This window comes from Psychrobacter sp. WY6 (genome assembly GCF_018448495.1).
Lineage (GTDB): Bacteria > Pseudomonadota > Gammaproteobacteria > Pseudomonadales > Moraxellaceae > Psychrobacter.
In genome coordinates this window covers 2774386-2789999 of sequence record NZ_CP049902.1, presented here as the reverse complement: position 1 = coordinate 2789999, position 15614 = coordinate 2774386, and the positions used below count along the sequence as shown (strand labels likewise).

Sequence of the window (15614 nt, the reverse complement as noted above, 5' to 3'; positions counted from 1 at the left end):
TATAAATAGGCTGGAATACAGTTTTATAATGACTTTAACCATATTAATCATTTTTATGATTTATAAAGATAACGCTTAAGGATAAGTACTATGAGTCAACAATATACCATCGCTGATTATTTGTTTGATCGTGTCGCAGAAGCAGGCGCATCAGAGATATTTGGCGTACCTGGTGATTTCAACTTAACGTTTTTAGACAACATTATCGCCTCTGATAAGCTGCGCTGGGTGGGTAACACCAACGAGTTAAATGCAGGTTACGCAGCGGACGGCTATGCGCGTGAGCGCGGCTTTGCGGCGATGGTGACGACCTTTGGGGTGGGAGAATTGTCAGCGATTAACGCGACCGCAGGCTCTTTTGCTGAGTATGCACCAGTGCTACATATCGTGGGCGCGCCAAGTACGGCTCTACAAGATTCAAAGCGCCGCATCCATCACTCACTTGGTGATGGCGTATTCAATCATTTTATTAAAATGGTAGAGCCAGTCACGGTAGCACGAGCACAGCTTACCCCTGAAAATGCTGCCTCAGAAATCGACCGTGTGATTCGCTTAATTCTTAAAAAACATCGTCCAGGCTATCTGTTACTATCGCCTGACGTTGCTCGTCAACCTATTTATCCGCCGACTACAAAGCTTGTTGATAGCCAAGAAGACATCACCAGTCAAGCAGCATTGGCAGATTTTAAACAAGCGCTCATAGAGTTTCTGCCAAACAAAACCACGACGCTGATGGCAGATTTGATGGTGCATCGTTTAGGGCTGCAAAATCAGCTTAAGGCATTGATTGCCGATACAGATATTCCTTATACGACGTTATCGTGGGGCAAAACTTTGCTTGACGAAAATAGTGAGCGCTGGGCAGGGACTTATGCTGGCGTGGCATCACGTCCCGTGGTCAAGGATGCAGTCGAAAACTGTGAGTGCTTAATAAAAATCGGTGTGCAATATACCGATACTACGACGGCAGGTTTTAGCCAAGATATTGATGAAAGTACAGTGGTTGATTTGCATTATGAGCGCGCGAGCATTGCTGGCAAAAACTTTGCGCCCATTGCCCTAAAAGACGCCCTAAAAACGCTACATGAAGTCTTGACCTCAGATATTAATATTGTGCCAAAGCAGTTCTGTAAAGAAGTCAAGCCGCATGAGCAGCAGGGTAAGGACAGCGAGGCTATTCTTCAAGATGATCTATGGCATATCATTGCCGATCATCTAGACCATAATAATTTGGTGTTTGCAGAACAGGGAACGGCGTATTTTGGCATCAGTGATGTGCGTTTACCAGAAGGCGTGACTTGTTATGGACAACCAATGTGGGGTTCGATTGGTTATACGCTACCGGCAAGTTTGGGTGCGGCTATTGCATCGCCAAACAAGCGCAGTGTTTTATTAATTGGTGATGGCTCAGCATTATTGACCATTCAAGAAATCGCGGTGATGATTCAAGAGCATATCAATCCAGTGATTGTACTGATTAATAATGATGGCTATACCGTGGAGCGGGCGATTCATGGTGAAAACCAGCGCTATAATGACATTCCTAAGTGTAACTGGCAGATGATGCCAAAAGCTTTTGGTGCTACCGATGATAATAGTCTGCTGCTAAAAGCAGAAACAGCAGGCGAGTTAAAAGCGGCTCTTACGCAAGCGGCAGCTGTAAAAGACAAGTTGGTTATGTTGGAGGTCATCGCTGATAAGCATGATATCCCGCCACTACTCGCCGATATCAGTGCCGCACTGAAGCCAAAAACGATTGAGTGAGTAATAAAAAACTCGCTTCATCAAAATGAATAGCCCCATTTAGCACCATTGCTAGATGGGGTTTTTTGCACTTTTTTATCATATAGATTAATTAATCAGCTATTGCTCTTATGTCGGTTTGCAGACTTTAGTATCATGGTGGATTGGGCTATTTCCAGCCCTTATCATTCCATAGGAGATGACCCCGTCGTGATTTGGTTAAAAATGCTTATTGGTGCTCTAATGGTATTGGCGATTCAATTATTCGCGCAAACCAGATTTTTTTATTTGGCAGCACTCGCGCCACTGTTCCCCACATTTACGTTAATCAGTCACTTTATTGTTGGTACTGAGCGTAGCCCCGCTGATTTAAAAGTCGCATTAATATTTAGTATGCTCGGTGTCATACCGCATCTTATTTATACCTTTGTGGTGTTTTTTAGCATCGTTACGTCAGCTTATTATAAGGCATTACTGTTCGGCGTTGTCGCTTGGACAATAGCCGCAGCGATTTTGGTCCTACATGGCAGTACATTCAGGCTTAGTTGTGGTTAAAAAAACGTAAACTCTGTCAAAGGCAATTATCAAAGGTATATATGAAATTCAGTACATATTTCTACAGATAATTTTTATAGATTCGGTCGTAGATGTTTTCTTAAGAGCGATTTTATGGTGTGACCTGTAGCAAACTAAAACTAAAATTATCGCGATAACTCCATTCATTACAATTTATAAAAATAGGGCTTAAAAAAAATGGATACCTTAAATATCATCTATCTCGTAGGGGCATTGTTAATTTTCGCCAGTATTATGGCAAGTACGTTATCGGCGCGCTTGGGCGTTCCGCTATTGCTGTTGTTTTTGATCGTAGGGATGTTGGCAGGCGAAGATGGTATTTTAGGTATCGAGTTTGCCCAATACGGGCTTGCTAATTTCGTTGGGCAGGCGGCTCTTGCTTGTATCTTGTTGGATGGTGGGCTACGCACGTCTTTTAAGTCATTTCGAGTGGGTCTCAAGCCTGCTATTACCTTAGCCACTTGGGGCGTACTTGCGACGGTAATAATACTGGGTATATTCGTCACTTGGCTACTCGATGTTGATTGGCGTCTTGGTTTGTTGATGGCGGCCATTGTTGGTTCAACCGATGCAGCAGCGGTGTTTTCGCTATTGCGTAATGGCGGCGTCAAACTTAACGATCGTGTGCAAGCCACATTGGAGCTAGAATCGGGCGCGAACGATCCTTTGGCTATTTTGCTGGTGACAGGATTAATCGCTTTAAATGTTGATCCCGCTGGACAGACAATACTGGGCTTTTTAGGGTTGTTATTACAGCAGCTTGGCTTTGGTTTGGGCATGGGCTTACTGTTTGGTTATTTATTGGCAAGGCTATTACCAAAAATACACTTGGCAGAGGGTATGTATGCCATTTTGATCATGTCTGCGGGCCTGGCAGTTTTTGCCGCGACTAATCTGATTGGCGGTAGCGGATTTCTGGCAATTTATCTCACTGGTGTGCTAATTGGCAACCATAAAGTGCGCTCAACTGAGCATGTGATGCGGGTGATGGATAGCTTTGCGTGGTTGTCACAAGCGGTATTGTTTGTGGTACTAGGGTTATTGGTGACGCCATCGCATGTGATTGATGTTTGGTATTACTCCGTCGCGATTGCCGCTTTTATGATTTTATTGCTCGCCCTATTGCGGTCTATATCAGTGTGAAACCCTTTAAATTTAAAGATAGAGAAATTGGCTTTATTTCTTGGGTTGGCTTGCGCGGTGCGGTTCCTATTACGCTTGCCATATTACCGGTGATGGCGGGAATAGATGGCGCTTTATGTTGTTTGATATTGCTTTTGGCGTGGTGGTTTTGTCTTTGGTTTTACAAGGCACAACCATTCCTTTTATGGCAAATTTATTCAAAGTGCGTATTCCTAGTAATAAGACCCAGAAGAGCATGAGGTTTGGGTATCTGACAAAGCAAGCATTACTTTATATGAGTTTGAAGTAAAGTCAGGGGCATTTGCGATTGATCGTCATCCAATGGCCATCTCTAAGCGCATAAGCCCTAATGAAATAAGTGTCTTTGCCTTGGTACGCAGGCAGCATATTATCGTTGTTGATGAAAATACCAAGCTCAAATGCGGTGATAGGGTGTGGTATGCGATGACAGGGAACCACGCCACCCAAATTGCTAAGATTTTCAATGACACGACCCTTGACCATAAAGCCATGGATGATTTTTATGGCGATTGGCTGCTATCCCCAAGTGTGAAGCTTGGAGATTTACCGTTTTTTACCAGTATTATGGCGTCTGAGTCGCTTGTCGATAAACTCAAATCCAAATCTGAAGACAGCGCCAAAAGCATGTGGGATCAAACAGTCGCTGAATATATCAATGATAGCTTAGAGATAAAGCCAGTATCGGGTGATACGGTCGATCAATGACGAATGGTCGTTGGTCATAAAAGAAGTGGATGATAAAGGAAAGCTTAGAACGATTGGTTTAAAGCATCTAAAGTGATTAACAGTAGGGTAGCTATGTAGCTATTTGCCGTCATTATTCACAAAAGACGCGTCATTTGACTTAAGAATTCGGCGACTTGTTTGTGTAAGTTTTCTCGATAAGCCCAATGATGCTTGACCTCGTAACTGGCCTCATTGGGCAGTAGTATTTTCATCAGCCCCATTTCTTCATAACGCTTGGCTAAATCATGGGCAAGTAACCAACATGATGACCCGCCAGAATGAGCTGGCGCAGTTTCCTCCATGTGATAAGTGGTGGCACTCAAAGTTTTTGGGCGGACATGATTGATACTCAAATCGGTAATATAGCCTCGTTTTATCCATGGATAGTTTTGTTCCAAATCCTCAAATGTTAACCCTTCTGATTCATAAAACAATCGATGCTCGCGCCCACACACACCTCTTGTTTTTTAATAAACGCTGGTTGAAAAGTGGTAGTGGTGGAAAACTGCCAAAAATATCCCACACAATATCACTCGTTGCTTAGCAGCTTCTCTAGCATGCTTTCAGGGCTTTGCACATCGATAGAAAGTGAATAAGGGGATTGCACGATAGCTAGCAGCCAAGCATTGGCGCAAGGCGTCATAAAAAAACGTCGGCATCTGGTCAATGAGACACAGTCGGATATGACCGCCACGCACCGAATCCAATTGGCGAATATAGTGCAGTTGATGCTGAAAACTGGCAACCCTTCGGTAAAAACTCAAGCAAGCTTCATATACTGCTGCACCATCTTCTGTGAGCTTAAAACCCGCGCGTCCGCGATGACAAAGCGTCATGCCTAAGCGATCTTCTAAATGGGTCAAATGACCACTAATGACAGAGGTCGTCACATTTAAGCGAGACTGTGCGGCTGTCACGCCCTGACATTCTAATCTACGATTGCCATAAAGCTACGCAAGGTTTTGATGTCTATTTTTATCAATTCATCTAGCATCGGTCATTATTCCTCAGTACCTCTGATGTCCATCAAAATGCATCTTCTATTTATCACTTTTCTAACATCAAATTTATATCAAACTTCTGATAATAACGGTTAAATCTAAATTACTACGAAAATCAGAAGTTTACTTCTAAATTTTACCATGGTCTGACTTCAAATATTTAGGTATTGTCAAAGCATATAAAAAATTGCCTATTTTAAACAAACTGAAACAGGATGTGATTTATGAAATTCAATCAACCATTAAGCGGCAACGATATGCCAAGATTTGGCGGCTTTGCTTCTATGATGCGCTTGCCGACTCAGGCCGATGCAGAAGGGTTAGATGTGGCGTTTGTGGGTGTGCCTTTAGATATCGGTGCGTCAAACCGTAGTGGTGCGAGATTGGGCCCACGACAAATTCGTGATGAATCACGCATGATTCGTCCTTATAATGTCGCCACTCGTGCAGCGCCTTTTGAGTCTTTACAAGTTGCTGATATCGGCGACGTGCCTATCAATACCTTTAATCTCTTAAAAGTATTGATATCATCGAAAAATTCTATACCGATAAAATCGTGAATCATGGTGCTATTCCATTGACTTTGGGCGGCGATCATACCATTGCCTTGCCTATCTTGCGTGCGCTTGCCAAAAAACACGGCCCTGTCGGCATGGTGCATATCGATGCGCATGCAGATATCAACGATGAGATGTTTGGCGAAAAAATCGCTCATGGTACACCGTTCCGCCGTGCTGTCGAAGAGAACTTAATCGATGGCAACCGCGTGGTACAGATTGGCTTACGTGGTACAGGCTATAGCGCCGAAGAGTTTGATTGGTCAACCCAACAAGGCTTTCGTGTTGTCCCTGCCGAGGAATGCTGGTACAAGTCTCTGACGCCATTGATGGCAGAAGTACGCGAAAAGCTCGGTGATGGCCCCGTCTATTTAAGTTTCGATATCGATGGTATTGATCCTGCGTTTGCACCGGGTACGGGCACTGCTGAAATCGGTGGCTTGACCTCAACGCAAGCGATAGAAATCATTCGCGGTATGCGCGGACTTGATGTGGTGGGTGGCGATTTAGTAGAAGTGTCTCCTCCTTATGACCCCTTTGGTAACACCTCAGTATTGGCGGCAAACTTACTGTTTGAGATGTTATGTATCTTACCGGGTGTGCGCTATGACGATAAGGTAAAGGCGGTGTATTAAGAATGATTTGTAATCGCAAACTGCTTTTATCAAGCTGCTTTTTATAATGGATTAAAGGGCAGCTTGGGTTTTGACACTGAACAACTTATTTAAACGCGATTGAACTTTTTAGGATGATTAACTCATGACGCAAACGCTTCAAACATCTTCTTCAGCGCCCGCCACGCCGTCTCTGACATGTGGTGAGCTGCTCGTACAGTGGCTAGAGTATTATGGGGTAGAGACCGTATTTGGTATTCCGGGTGTGCATACGGTCGAGCTATATCGTGGTCTGCCAAACACCAACATTCGCCACGTGACACCGCGTCATGAACAAGGTGCGGGGTTTATGGCTGATGGCTATTACCGCGCGTCTGCCAAAGTTGGCGTGTGTTTTCATCACAGGTCCGGGTATGACGAATATCATGACGGCCATGGCGCAGGCGTTGGCTGACTCCATCCCGATGTTAGTGATTTCTAGTGTTAATAAAGTGGCAGATACGGGCAGCGGTGAAGGGCACTTGCATGAATTGCACGATCAGCAAGGTATGGTCAGCAAGGTAGCGCTCACGAGCAAAACTATTTGGCAGCCTGAATCGTTACCCAAGGTCATCGCTGAAGCGTTTGCATTATTTAATGGCGCACGTCCAGGGCCAGTGCATATCCAGCTGCCCATTGATGTGATTACCGCCGATGCCAGTCATGTCGCAAAGCCCCTGATTTAACTCCTTATTTAAATAACTTTGCAAAAAATTCGACTGATGCACATGGTTTAACGTCACCTCAAGTAATGAGACCGCTGCCCAATCCTGCGCAATTAGATTTGATCGTTGAATCTCTAAAAGCGGCAAAAAATCCAGTGATACTTTATGGTGGTGGCTGCGTCGATGTCGATCATGACGCGCAGACTCTAGCAGAGATTATCGATGCACCGACGTTTTTGACCATCAATGCCAAAGGTTTGCTGCCACCTAGCCACCCATTAAGTTTGGGTAGCAATCAGTCATTAGAGGCAGGTCGCGCCGTTATTGCTGAGGCTGATTGGGTGTTGGCGATTGGTACTGAGCTGGGTGAAACTGATTATGATGTGTTCTTTCTTCGGCCAGTTCAAAATCAATGGCACGCTGATTCGTATCGACTGCGATGCCCAGCAATTACAGCGTCCTTTTAGAGCCGATATCGCGGTATTGTCCGATGCGCAAATGGCGGTAAGTGGTCTATGTAGTCGTTTAAAGGGTCAGGTGTTAAATCATCAAGCGGTATCACGAGTAAATGAGGCAAAACAAGCACTATTAGCAGGAATGACACCAGACTTTGCGGGTCAAAATGCGCTACTTCAATTGATTCGAGATGAAGTGAAAGACGTCATCTTCGTTGGTGATTCAACGCAGCCTGTCTATAGCGGCAATCTTGGTTTTGAGGCATTGGCGACGCGTCGATGGTTTAATTCATCGACTGGATTTGGCACGTTAGGTTATGGTTTGCCTGCTGCCATTGGCGCCATGATTGGTTCCAACAGTCCAGTGGTCAGCTTGATTGGCGACGGCGGTATTCAGTTTACGATTGCAGAACTTATCTGCGCCGCCGAGCTTGAGCTGCCATTGATTGTGCTGCTGTGGAACAATCAAGGCTATGGCGAGATTCGTCGTTATATGGAAGAGGGCGGATTGCCACTAATCGGGGTTAATATTAAGACGCCAAACTTTGAGCCGCTGGCAGCAGGATTTGGTGCAGGTTATCGCAGAATTACCGATAAGCAGCAATTACTAGACGCCTTGCAAAAGGATATCAACGGCAAGCAGCCTTTCATTTATGAAGTTGATGAAGCCGATGACTTTTTGATTGAAATGGGTAAAACGTTCATCTGCTTTAGCTAATGTTAATACGTCAAATATAATAAAGGCTGGTCGCTCAAGGAAGAACGTCTATGATGCCACATGCTAACCGCTCGTCTGGTCGCTTGAGCACCTCGCTGGCAAGCTTATTAACGGATTTATCCGCCGTTGTTGGCGCGACCAATGTATTGACCAAGTCAAGCCAGCAGCAGTCGTATACACAAGGGGCTATTGCTTCTATCACGGATGCTGTCGCGGCAGTTGTGATACCAGACTCTCTTGTGGCACTATGGCGCGTCATTAATCTCTGTGCGGCGGTTGATGTGATTATTATTGCACAGGCTGCTAACACAGGGTTGACCGGAGGCTCGACACCGTACGGAGAGTACGATCGAGCAGTCGTTGTGATTTCTATGCAACGATTGGGCGGTGTTCATCTGCTCAATGACGCAGCAGAGCTAGTTGCTTTGCCAGCGGCTAGCCTCCAGCAGTTGGAGTCTCAGCTTGCGCCATTAGGGCGTGAGCCGCATTCAGTGCTGGGCTCTAGTTGTGTTGGTGCTTCAGTGATTGGCGGTATTTGCAACAGCTCTGGCGGTATGTTGGTGCAGCGTGGTCCGGCGTATACCGAGATGTCGCTATTTGCCAAACGTAATGCCATGGGTGAGTTTGAATTAATCAATCACTTGGGCATTGATTTAGGTGCGGATCCAGAAGAGATGCTTAGAAACTTACAAACTGGCACATTTAATAAAAATCCAAATAGTATCAGCAGTAAATCCTGTACAAACCACCATTATCAACATAAAGTTCGCGATTGCGAAGCAGACACGCCTGCCAGATTCAATAATGATCCTAACGGATTATATGAAGCTTCGGGTTCAGCAGGCAAAGTCATCGTCTTTGCGGTTCGAGTCGCGACATTTGCCAAACCGACTCAAGAGCAAACATTCTATATCTCGACCAATGACGCCGATACTTTGACCACACTCAGGCAACAGTGGTTAAAAAGCGAGCTAAACCTGCCTATTTTGGCAGAATATATGCACAAAAATTACAACGATATTACCATGCGCTATGGCCGTGATACTTGTTTGAGTATGCGAAAATTGCCTGCTGGTAAGATAGGTGGATTGTATCGGCTACAAGCTAAAATTGGCTATTATTTAAATAAATGGCGATTGCCTCAGACTTTACCAGATCGGCTGCTACAAATGACTGGTATTTTCATGCCGCCGTCATTACCCAATTCTTTGGCTGAGCAGGCGTGTTCCTATCGTTATCATTTAATCATTAAAGTCGCGGATGGCAATAATACGTACGATGATAATAGCGATGATAACGGCAGTCATGGTCATATTGCCGCCGCTCAAGCATTTCTACAGTCCCATATGCAGCAACATAAAGGCGTCGTACATCTCTGTACAGCAGCAGAATCCCAAGCATTATTGGTGTTTCGCAGTGCAGCAACCGCTGCCATGTTTCGTTATCACAATCTTAACCACACAACGTTTGGCGAGCTATTATCTACCGACATTGCCTTACCAAGGAATGCCGTAGATTGGGATGAAGTGCTACCTATTAACTTACAAAAGCAAGTCAGTAAAACCTTTTATTTGGGACATTTTTTCTGCCATGTCATGCATCAAGATTATCTGTTATACCCTGAAGTGGATGCAAAAAAATTCAAGGATGAGCTATTGGCGTTTTATGATCGACGTCGTATAGAGTACCCTGCTGAACACAACGTGGGTCATGTCTATACCGCAAAGCCTGCACTACATACTTTTTATAAAAAATTAGATCCGACCAATTCACTGAACCCAGGCATTGGTCAGACAGCAAAATGGAAAAATTGGCGATCGTCGCCCATCAAGGAGGAATTAAATGACGAATTATCTCGATAAGTCGCAGCAACCGATATTAGGAAATGATGTTGTCGATTCAGAAACGCCGCAAGGAGAGCAGTGGCGTGCGTCAATGTGGAAGTTTTTATTGTTTTCAGCATTGGGCATTGCACTATTTATTATTCCGTTTCAATGGGACGGAAAGGTTACGATTTTATTGGGTGTGTTAACGGACGCTTTGCAAGCTTTGTTGGGCGGTTCTGTCGTTTATGTGGCAATGGCAATCGTGACGACATCCTTTCTTGGGGCATTGGCTGTGAAGGTGTTAAAACCCAACCTGCATGAAGACTCTATGGTCAAAAAACTCTTCGATGTTGATTGGTTTTGGCTCACTGCCCGATTGTTAGGGATGGTGTTTGTCTGGATGATTTATCTGCAAGTCGGCCCTGAGTTTATTATTAATCGTAATACCGGCGGCGTCATTTTCGAAGATTTGATTCCAATTTTGATTCCTTTGTTTTTCTTCGCCATTTTATCGTTACCGTTTTTGACAGATTTTGGTTTGATGGAGTTTTTGGGCACACTGGCGAGCAAAATATTTGTCAAGCTGTTTAAGTTGCCAGGATGCTCAGCGGTAGATGCCATGTCCTCTTGGTTTGGCGCAGCTTCTATCGGTTTACTCGTGACCATGCAGGAGTATGATAAAAGCTACTATAGCCAGCGTGAAGCGGCGATTATCGCGACGACTTTTTCGGTGACTTCGATCGCTTTTACTTATGTCGTCGCCAAAACCATCGGCGTGGACGATAACTTTGTTTATTTTTATCTGACCATTGCTTTAACAGGCTTTATCGCCGCGATTATTATGCCGCGTATACCGCCACTCTCCTTAAAGCCTGACACCTATCATTCTGGCAAAAGCATGCTTGATGAAGGGATTCCTGCTCAGTACACGACCTACCAATGGGCGGTCAATCGTGCTGTGACGCGCGCGCACTCAATGCCAAGTCTGGGTCAAGTGTTCAAACGTAGTGTAAAGAATTTATTCGATATCTATTTTGGGCTAATCCCCGTGATTTTCGCAATTGGTACGATTGGTCTGGGCTTAGCCGAATATACGCCTGTGTTTAAATGGTTGTCTACACCGTTAGTGCCATTGCTGGATTTGTTACAGATTCCAGAGGCAGCAGAGGCGGCTCCAGCGATGATTATGGGCTTTGCGGATATGTATTTACCAGCCTTGGTCGGCAAAAGTATTGAGAGTGAGATGACAAGATTCATCGTTGGTGCATGTTCTATTACTCAGATTATTTACATGTCTGAAGTGGGCGCGCTGATTTTGAAATCAAACATCAAGCTTAATGTGTTAGAGCTATTTATGATTTTTATTCTTCGTACTCTGATCAGTTTGGTGGTGATTACCTCCGTGGCGCATTTACTTTATTAGCCATGTAGCCAATATCAACCCAGCCTCTAGCATCACGATAATGTGCCAAATAATTGGTTTATTCTTTAGTTAGATAAACCGATTACTTAGCCAATGATTGACAGAGACACTTATAAATACAATAAGCATAAAAACAATTATATCAAACCATATAAGGTGATTGACCATCATGGAAATGACGAATGCTAACATTTTAACGAGAGAACGCGCCATACAAACGGTTCAAGATGAAGTGATGTTAAATGCAGCCTATATAGATGGCGAATGGATGACTATTGAAGCGCCTGCTACCGATATTGCTGACGCAGATAGCTATGATTCGAATCATGATTCAAGTTATGACTTATATGATTCAAATTCGGGAACAATCATCGCTACCACTCGATTGTGTACCAAGGTACAGGTAGAAATGGCAGTCAATGCGGCTGCTGCGGCGTATCCATCTTGGTCGCAAACCACCGTAAGCACGCGTGCATCGTATCTCAATGCCATTGCCGAGAAGATGGAGCAGCAGTTTGACAAATTGGTGGGATTGTCTGTGTTAAATAATGGTAAGCCCATTGAAGAGGCAAAAATAGACGTGAGCGATGCCATTGCCTGCTATCGCTATTATGCCAATCTCATCACAGAACAAGCGACTTGGTCGGAGGTATCCACCAGCGAGTCAGGCATACGCTTGCTAAAAACGTATGCGCCTGTTGGTATTTGCGCCCTTATTGTCCCATGGAATTTCCCAATGGTGACCACTGCTTGGAAGTTAGCCCCTGCATTGGCTGCAGGCTGTACGGTACTATTAAAGCCCTCCGAGGTGACATTATTGCCAGAGTTGATGTTGGGCAATATATTGTCTGCTATTAAACTACCGAAAGGAGTCGTTAATATTTTACCGGGTGCAGCTGAAGTGGGCGCTGCCATGACCTGCCATCCATTAATCGACAAAATTTCTTTTACTGGTAGCAACACCGTTGGTGAAAAGGTAATGAGCCAAGCGGCAAAAGGTATCAAGGATATCAGTTTAGAGCTGGGCGGTAAGTCAGCCATCGTCGTATGTGCAGATGCTGATATCGACCACGCTTGTGATTTAATCATCGGTGGCATATTTACCAATGCCGGTCAGATCTGTTCAGCCACCTCAAGACTGCTCGTTCATGAAAGCATTGCTCAGTCGTTGTTCGACACATTAAAAGTTAAGACAGAAAGTTTGCAAATTGGTGATGGCTTTGACACTGACACGCAAATGGGTCCACTGGTTAGTGAGCAGCAACTAAATCAAGTAAAAAAATATTTCGACCTTGCTGCTGCCGAAAACCTGACTTGTCTCACAGGTGGTGAGATCTTAAATCGGCAAGGGTATTTTGCGATGCCGACGATTTATACCAATGTTCTAGTGACCAGTCAGTTATGGACAGAAGAGGTTTTTGGGCCGATACTAGTGAGTCAAACGTTTACCGACCATGCCGAGGCGATTGCTTTAGCCAATGATAGCCAGTTTGCTTTGGCCGCGAGCATTGTCAGCGCTGATGAAACGGCGGCCGTAGAGATGGCGCTACAGATTCAAGCGGGTCATATCTGGATCAATGAACAGCAAATTGTACTGCCAGAATCAGGGTGGTTGGGCGGATTTAAGCAAAGCGGTATCGGTCGTGAGCTGGGCGTAGACGGCTTGTCTGCGTATCAAAAAAGCAAGCACGTGCTGTTGAGTCATTAAACGTTGGGCGCTTTCATATTATTTAGCCATTAATATTGCTACCAATGGCTAAATAAGATATTTGCTTTGTAAATTAACTTTACTGGACTAAGAATGCCATTCGATATAAAATTGAGCAATCATTCAAATTTTATCGCTGTGCTTATTTTTATATGAGATTACGCTTTTGAGATGGAAAAACTATGTCACGTACCGCACTTTATAACCGTCAGGATGCCTTAGAACGCGCGTTACTACAGCTTTTTTGGCAAAAAGGCTTTCATGCTACTTCGTTAAAAGACATAGAAGAGGCGCTCGATATGCGTCCAGGAAGCATTTATCTGCGTTTGGCAGTAAAGATGGATTATTTCAAGAAGCGTTAGACTACTATGCTCGCCTAGGTTTTGAGTGAGCTTGAGCGGGTAATGGGCGCTTATCAATCGCCGCTGTTGGGGTTAGCCGCTTTCGTGCGTCAGCTGGGCGGTATTCGTGATAAAGGGCTGCCGAGTCAGGCTTGCATGTTGGTCAAAAGCTTACTGGAGCTTGGTGCTCGTGAGCAGACAGCGCTACAAAAAGTTGAAATGCTGCTGGCAGGTATGGAGCTGCGTTTTATAAATTACTTTACCGAAGCACAGCGGCTGGGTGAGCTTGATAGTAAGTTGGATCCGACTAGGTTAGGTCGTCGCTTGCAGGCTGAAGTGATGGGATTGCGTGCTTTTGCGCAGCGTGATGTCGAGAGTGCAGCGGTGCAAGCGTTGGCTGAAGATATGGCACTCTCTATAGAAGGGCTGCGTATTGATAAGCCTGTTGGCGTGTAGTTCATGTTGACTATTTGCAAATAAGCACTGCTAAAGGGTTATTGCCGATTAAGTAAGGCTGATTGCTAAGATATTTTTGGTATGAAAAAAGGGTTTTAGAGTTACTGTATAGTCTCGGGCTATACAGTAACTCTAAAACCCTTAGCTTTTCTAAAACTCTCAGCTTTGAAGACTAAACCATGACTTCATGGTTTAGTCTGGCATGTCAGCTAACTGCTGCAAAATGCTTTTATAATTTTCAATACCTTGTGCGCCGCTAATTAAATGACGCTCATTGAAAACCATAGAAGGCACACTTTGAATGCCTTGTTGCTGCCAATGCTGCTTTTCTTTTTCTACCGCTGCAGCAAATCGCTGATCTTTTAAGACCGCTAGTGCTTCGCTACGATCCAGTCCAACATCGGCCGCAACATCGGCAAGCACACTATGATCTGATACATTTTGATTATCGACGAAATGTGCGACCAACAATGCTTGCTTTAGCTCGTGCATACGCCCTTGTTGATCGGCCCAATGCAGCAACTGATGCGCATTAAAAGTATTGTAAGTACGAAAGTCATCGGTAAACTGAAAATTAAATCCAGCTTCAGCACCTACTTCTGTCATTCTAGCTCGGTTCTCTTGAACGTCCTCAGCAGTCGTACCGTACTTCTCCATGATATGCTCACGATAGTTTCGTCCTTCGTGCGTGTGTATTAGGATTTAACTCAAATGGATGCCAGTGAATCTCGTGTGGAGTGTTGGTTTGTTTTAATGCCTCGGCTAGTTGAATAGCCGATAGCGCACCAAGGGCAGACCACGTCTGACACGATATCTATTCGTAATGGCTTTTTTAAATTACTCATGGTGGCTCCTTATTTGGTTCTTATATAATTAGACAGCTTTATGCCATTCAAACTTTTGGAAAGGCTTGTCGATTGGCGTGTTGGCCAAATGGTTGGTGTAGTTGCTCATCACTTTTTGAGCCGCTGCAAGAACCACTTCTAAAATCTGACGTTTAGTAAAGCCTGCATCTAAGAACGCTTGCACTGCGTCATCATTTACATTACCACGATCACGAACGACCGATAGCGTAAAGTCGCGTAATGCTTCTAGTTTTTCAGTTGGTAGTGGTGTCTCATTACGTAATGCATCAGTAATGGCGTCATCTACTTTCATGCTTTTGGCGATGCCAGTATGAGCGGGTACACAGTAATGGCACTCATGCTCGACGTTGATGGTTTGCCATACGACCGTGACTTCCTCATCATCGAAACTGCTGTCTAAAAACAACTGATGCAGGCGTTGATAGCCTTCTAATAGCCCAGGTGCTTCAGCCATGACGGCATGTAGGTTAGGTACCATGCCAAACGCTTTGATAGAAACATCAAGCAAGTCTTTGCTTGCTGCTGGGGCTGTGTCTTTGTCGTGTAGAGTAAATTCAGTCATGTGAAAGTCCTTCGGATAATTATTAGTGAATTGTTGTAAAAGTAAGTGTGTAGAAACGACTTGAGAACCTATTATATAGTTGAGTGAATACTCAGTTTTATAAGTGAGATTTTCGTGAGTCGCTCAACAACTGCAGCCACTATAATTCATTTTGAGCAATCGTTCAAATAATAT

Annotated in this window: 15 protein-coding genes and 2 pseudogenes; 13 read left to right on the top strand and 4 right to left on the bottom strand. The window is 44.4% G+C overall.

The genetic code is table 11. The annotated features are described in order from the left end of the window. Positions 1–90: 90 nt before the first annotated feature. From G7Y90_RS13905 to G7Y90_RS13895, 3 genes and pseudogenes are all read left to right on the top strand, one after another. The gene (locus tag G7Y90_RS13905) at positions 91–1764 is read left to right on the top strand and encodes an alpha-keto acid decarboxylase family protein (protein WP_250162675.1); all 1674 of its coding nucleotides are present in this window, start codon (positions 91–93) and stop codon (positions 1762–1764) included. 189 nt (positions 1765–1953) lie between these two features. Further along, positions 1954–2298, top strand: a complete 345-nt coding sequence (locus G7Y90_RS13900; RefSeq protein WP_250162674.1) for a GlpM family protein — start codon at positions 1954–1956, stop codon at positions 2296–2298. 198 nt (positions 2299–2496) lie between these two features. Further along, positions 2497–4264, top strand: a pseudogene (locus G7Y90_RS13895) (potassium/proton antiporter). A gap of 40 nt (positions 4265–4304) precedes the next feature. Here the strand turns inward: G7Y90_RS13895 and G7Y90_RS13890 are convergent. Together G7Y90_RS13890 and G7Y90_RS13885 are read right to left on the bottom strand one after the other, a co-directional pair. Further along, a complete protein-coding gene (locus tag G7Y90_RS13890) occupies positions 4305–4664 on the bottom strand; it encodes a hypothetical protein (protein WP_250162673.1) in 360 nt (119 codons plus the stop codon). 108 nt (positions 4665–4772) lie between these two features. Then, positions 4773–5126, bottom strand: coding sequence for a LysR family transcriptional regulator (locus tag G7Y90_RS13885; RefSeq protein WP_250162672.1), 354 nt, complete (start codon positions 5124–5126; stop codon positions 4773–4775). Positions 5127–5434: 308 nt separating this feature from the next. On the opposite strand from G7Y90_RS13885, the pseudogene speB reads away from it, so the two are divergent. The 10 genes and pseudogenes from speB (at position 5435) to G7Y90_RS13835 (ending at position 14012) form a co-directional block, all read left to right on the top strand. Then, positions 5435–6402, top strand: a pseudogene (gene speB / locus G7Y90_RS13880) (agmatinase). A 124-nt stretch (positions 6403–6526) separates the two neighbouring features. Next, positions 6527–6835, top strand: coding sequence for a thiamine pyrophosphate-binding protein (locus tag G7Y90_RS13875; protein WP_250162671.1), 309 nt, complete (start codon positions 6527–6529; stop codon positions 6833–6835). Further along, positions 6795–7106, top strand: coding sequence for a thiamine pyrophosphate-binding protein (locus G7Y90_RS13870; protein WP_250162670.1), 312 nt, complete (start codon positions 6795–6797; stop codon positions 7104–7106). The genes G7Y90_RS13875 and G7Y90_RS13870 overlap by 41 nt, the downstream gene beginning before the upstream one ends. A 65-nt stretch (positions 7107–7171) precedes the next feature. Beyond that, on the top strand, positions 7172–7552 hold the full coding sequence (locus tag G7Y90_RS13865) for a hypothetical protein (RefSeq protein ID WP_250162669.1): 381 nt from the start codon (positions 7172–7174) through the stop codon (positions 7550–7552). Next, the gene (locus G7Y90_RS13860; RefSeq protein ID WP_250162668.1) at positions 7464–8258 is read left to right on the top strand and encodes a thiamine pyrophosphate-dependent enzyme; all 795 of its coding nucleotides are present in this window, start codon (positions 7464–7466) and stop codon (positions 8256–8258) included. Before G7Y90_RS13865 ends, G7Y90_RS13860 begins: the two co-directional genes overlap by 89 nt. Positions 8259–8308: 50 nt before the next feature. Continuing rightward, positions 8309–10120 (top strand): D-lactate dehydrogenase, encoded by a 1812-nt coding sequence (dld, locus tag G7Y90_RS13855; protein ID WP_193008788.1) that lies wholly within the window; start codon positions 8309–8311, stop codon positions 10118–10120. Continuing rightward, a complete protein-coding gene (locus G7Y90_RS13850; RefSeq protein ID WP_250162667.1) occupies positions 10101–11507 on the top strand; it encodes a YjiH family protein in 1407 nt (468 codons plus the stop codon). Before dld ends, G7Y90_RS13850 begins: the two co-directional genes overlap by 20 nt. A 169-nt stretch (positions 11508–11676) precedes the next feature. Further along, the gene (locus G7Y90_RS13845; protein WP_250162666.1) at positions 11677–13215 is read left to right on the top strand and encodes an aldehyde dehydrogenase family protein; all 1539 of its coding nucleotides are present in this window, start codon (positions 11677–11679) and stop codon (positions 13213–13215) included. 182 nt (positions 13216–13397) lie between these two features. After that, complete coding sequence (locus G7Y90_RS13840; protein ID WP_250162665.1) at positions 13398–13577, top strand: TetR family transcriptional regulator; 180 nt, start codon at positions 13398–13400, stop codon at positions 13575–13577. A gap of 21 nt (positions 13578–13598) precedes the next feature. Then, on the top strand, positions 13599–14012 hold the full coding sequence (locus tag G7Y90_RS13835; RefSeq protein WP_250162664.1) for a hypothetical protein: 414 nt from the start codon (positions 13599–13601) through the stop codon (positions 14010–14012). Positions 14013–14204: 192 nt separating this feature from the next. Here G7Y90_RS13835 and G7Y90_RS13830 read toward each other — a convergent pair whose 3' ends face one another. Both G7Y90_RS13830 and G7Y90_RS13825 read right to left on the bottom strand, forming a co-directional pair. Next, positions 14205–14669 carry a DsbA family oxidoreductase gene (locus tag G7Y90_RS13830; protein ID WP_349773359.1) on the bottom strand — a complete coding sequence of 155 codons (465 nt, stop codon included), beginning with the start codon at positions 14667–14669 and terminating at the stop codon, positions 14205–14207. Between the two features lie 216 nt (positions 14670–14885). After that, complete coding sequence (locus G7Y90_RS13825; RefSeq protein ID WP_193008792.1) at positions 14886–15440, bottom strand: carboxymuconolactone decarboxylase family protein; 555 nt, start codon at positions 15438–15440, stop codon at positions 14886–14888. Positions 15441–15614: the final 174 nt, after the last annotated feature.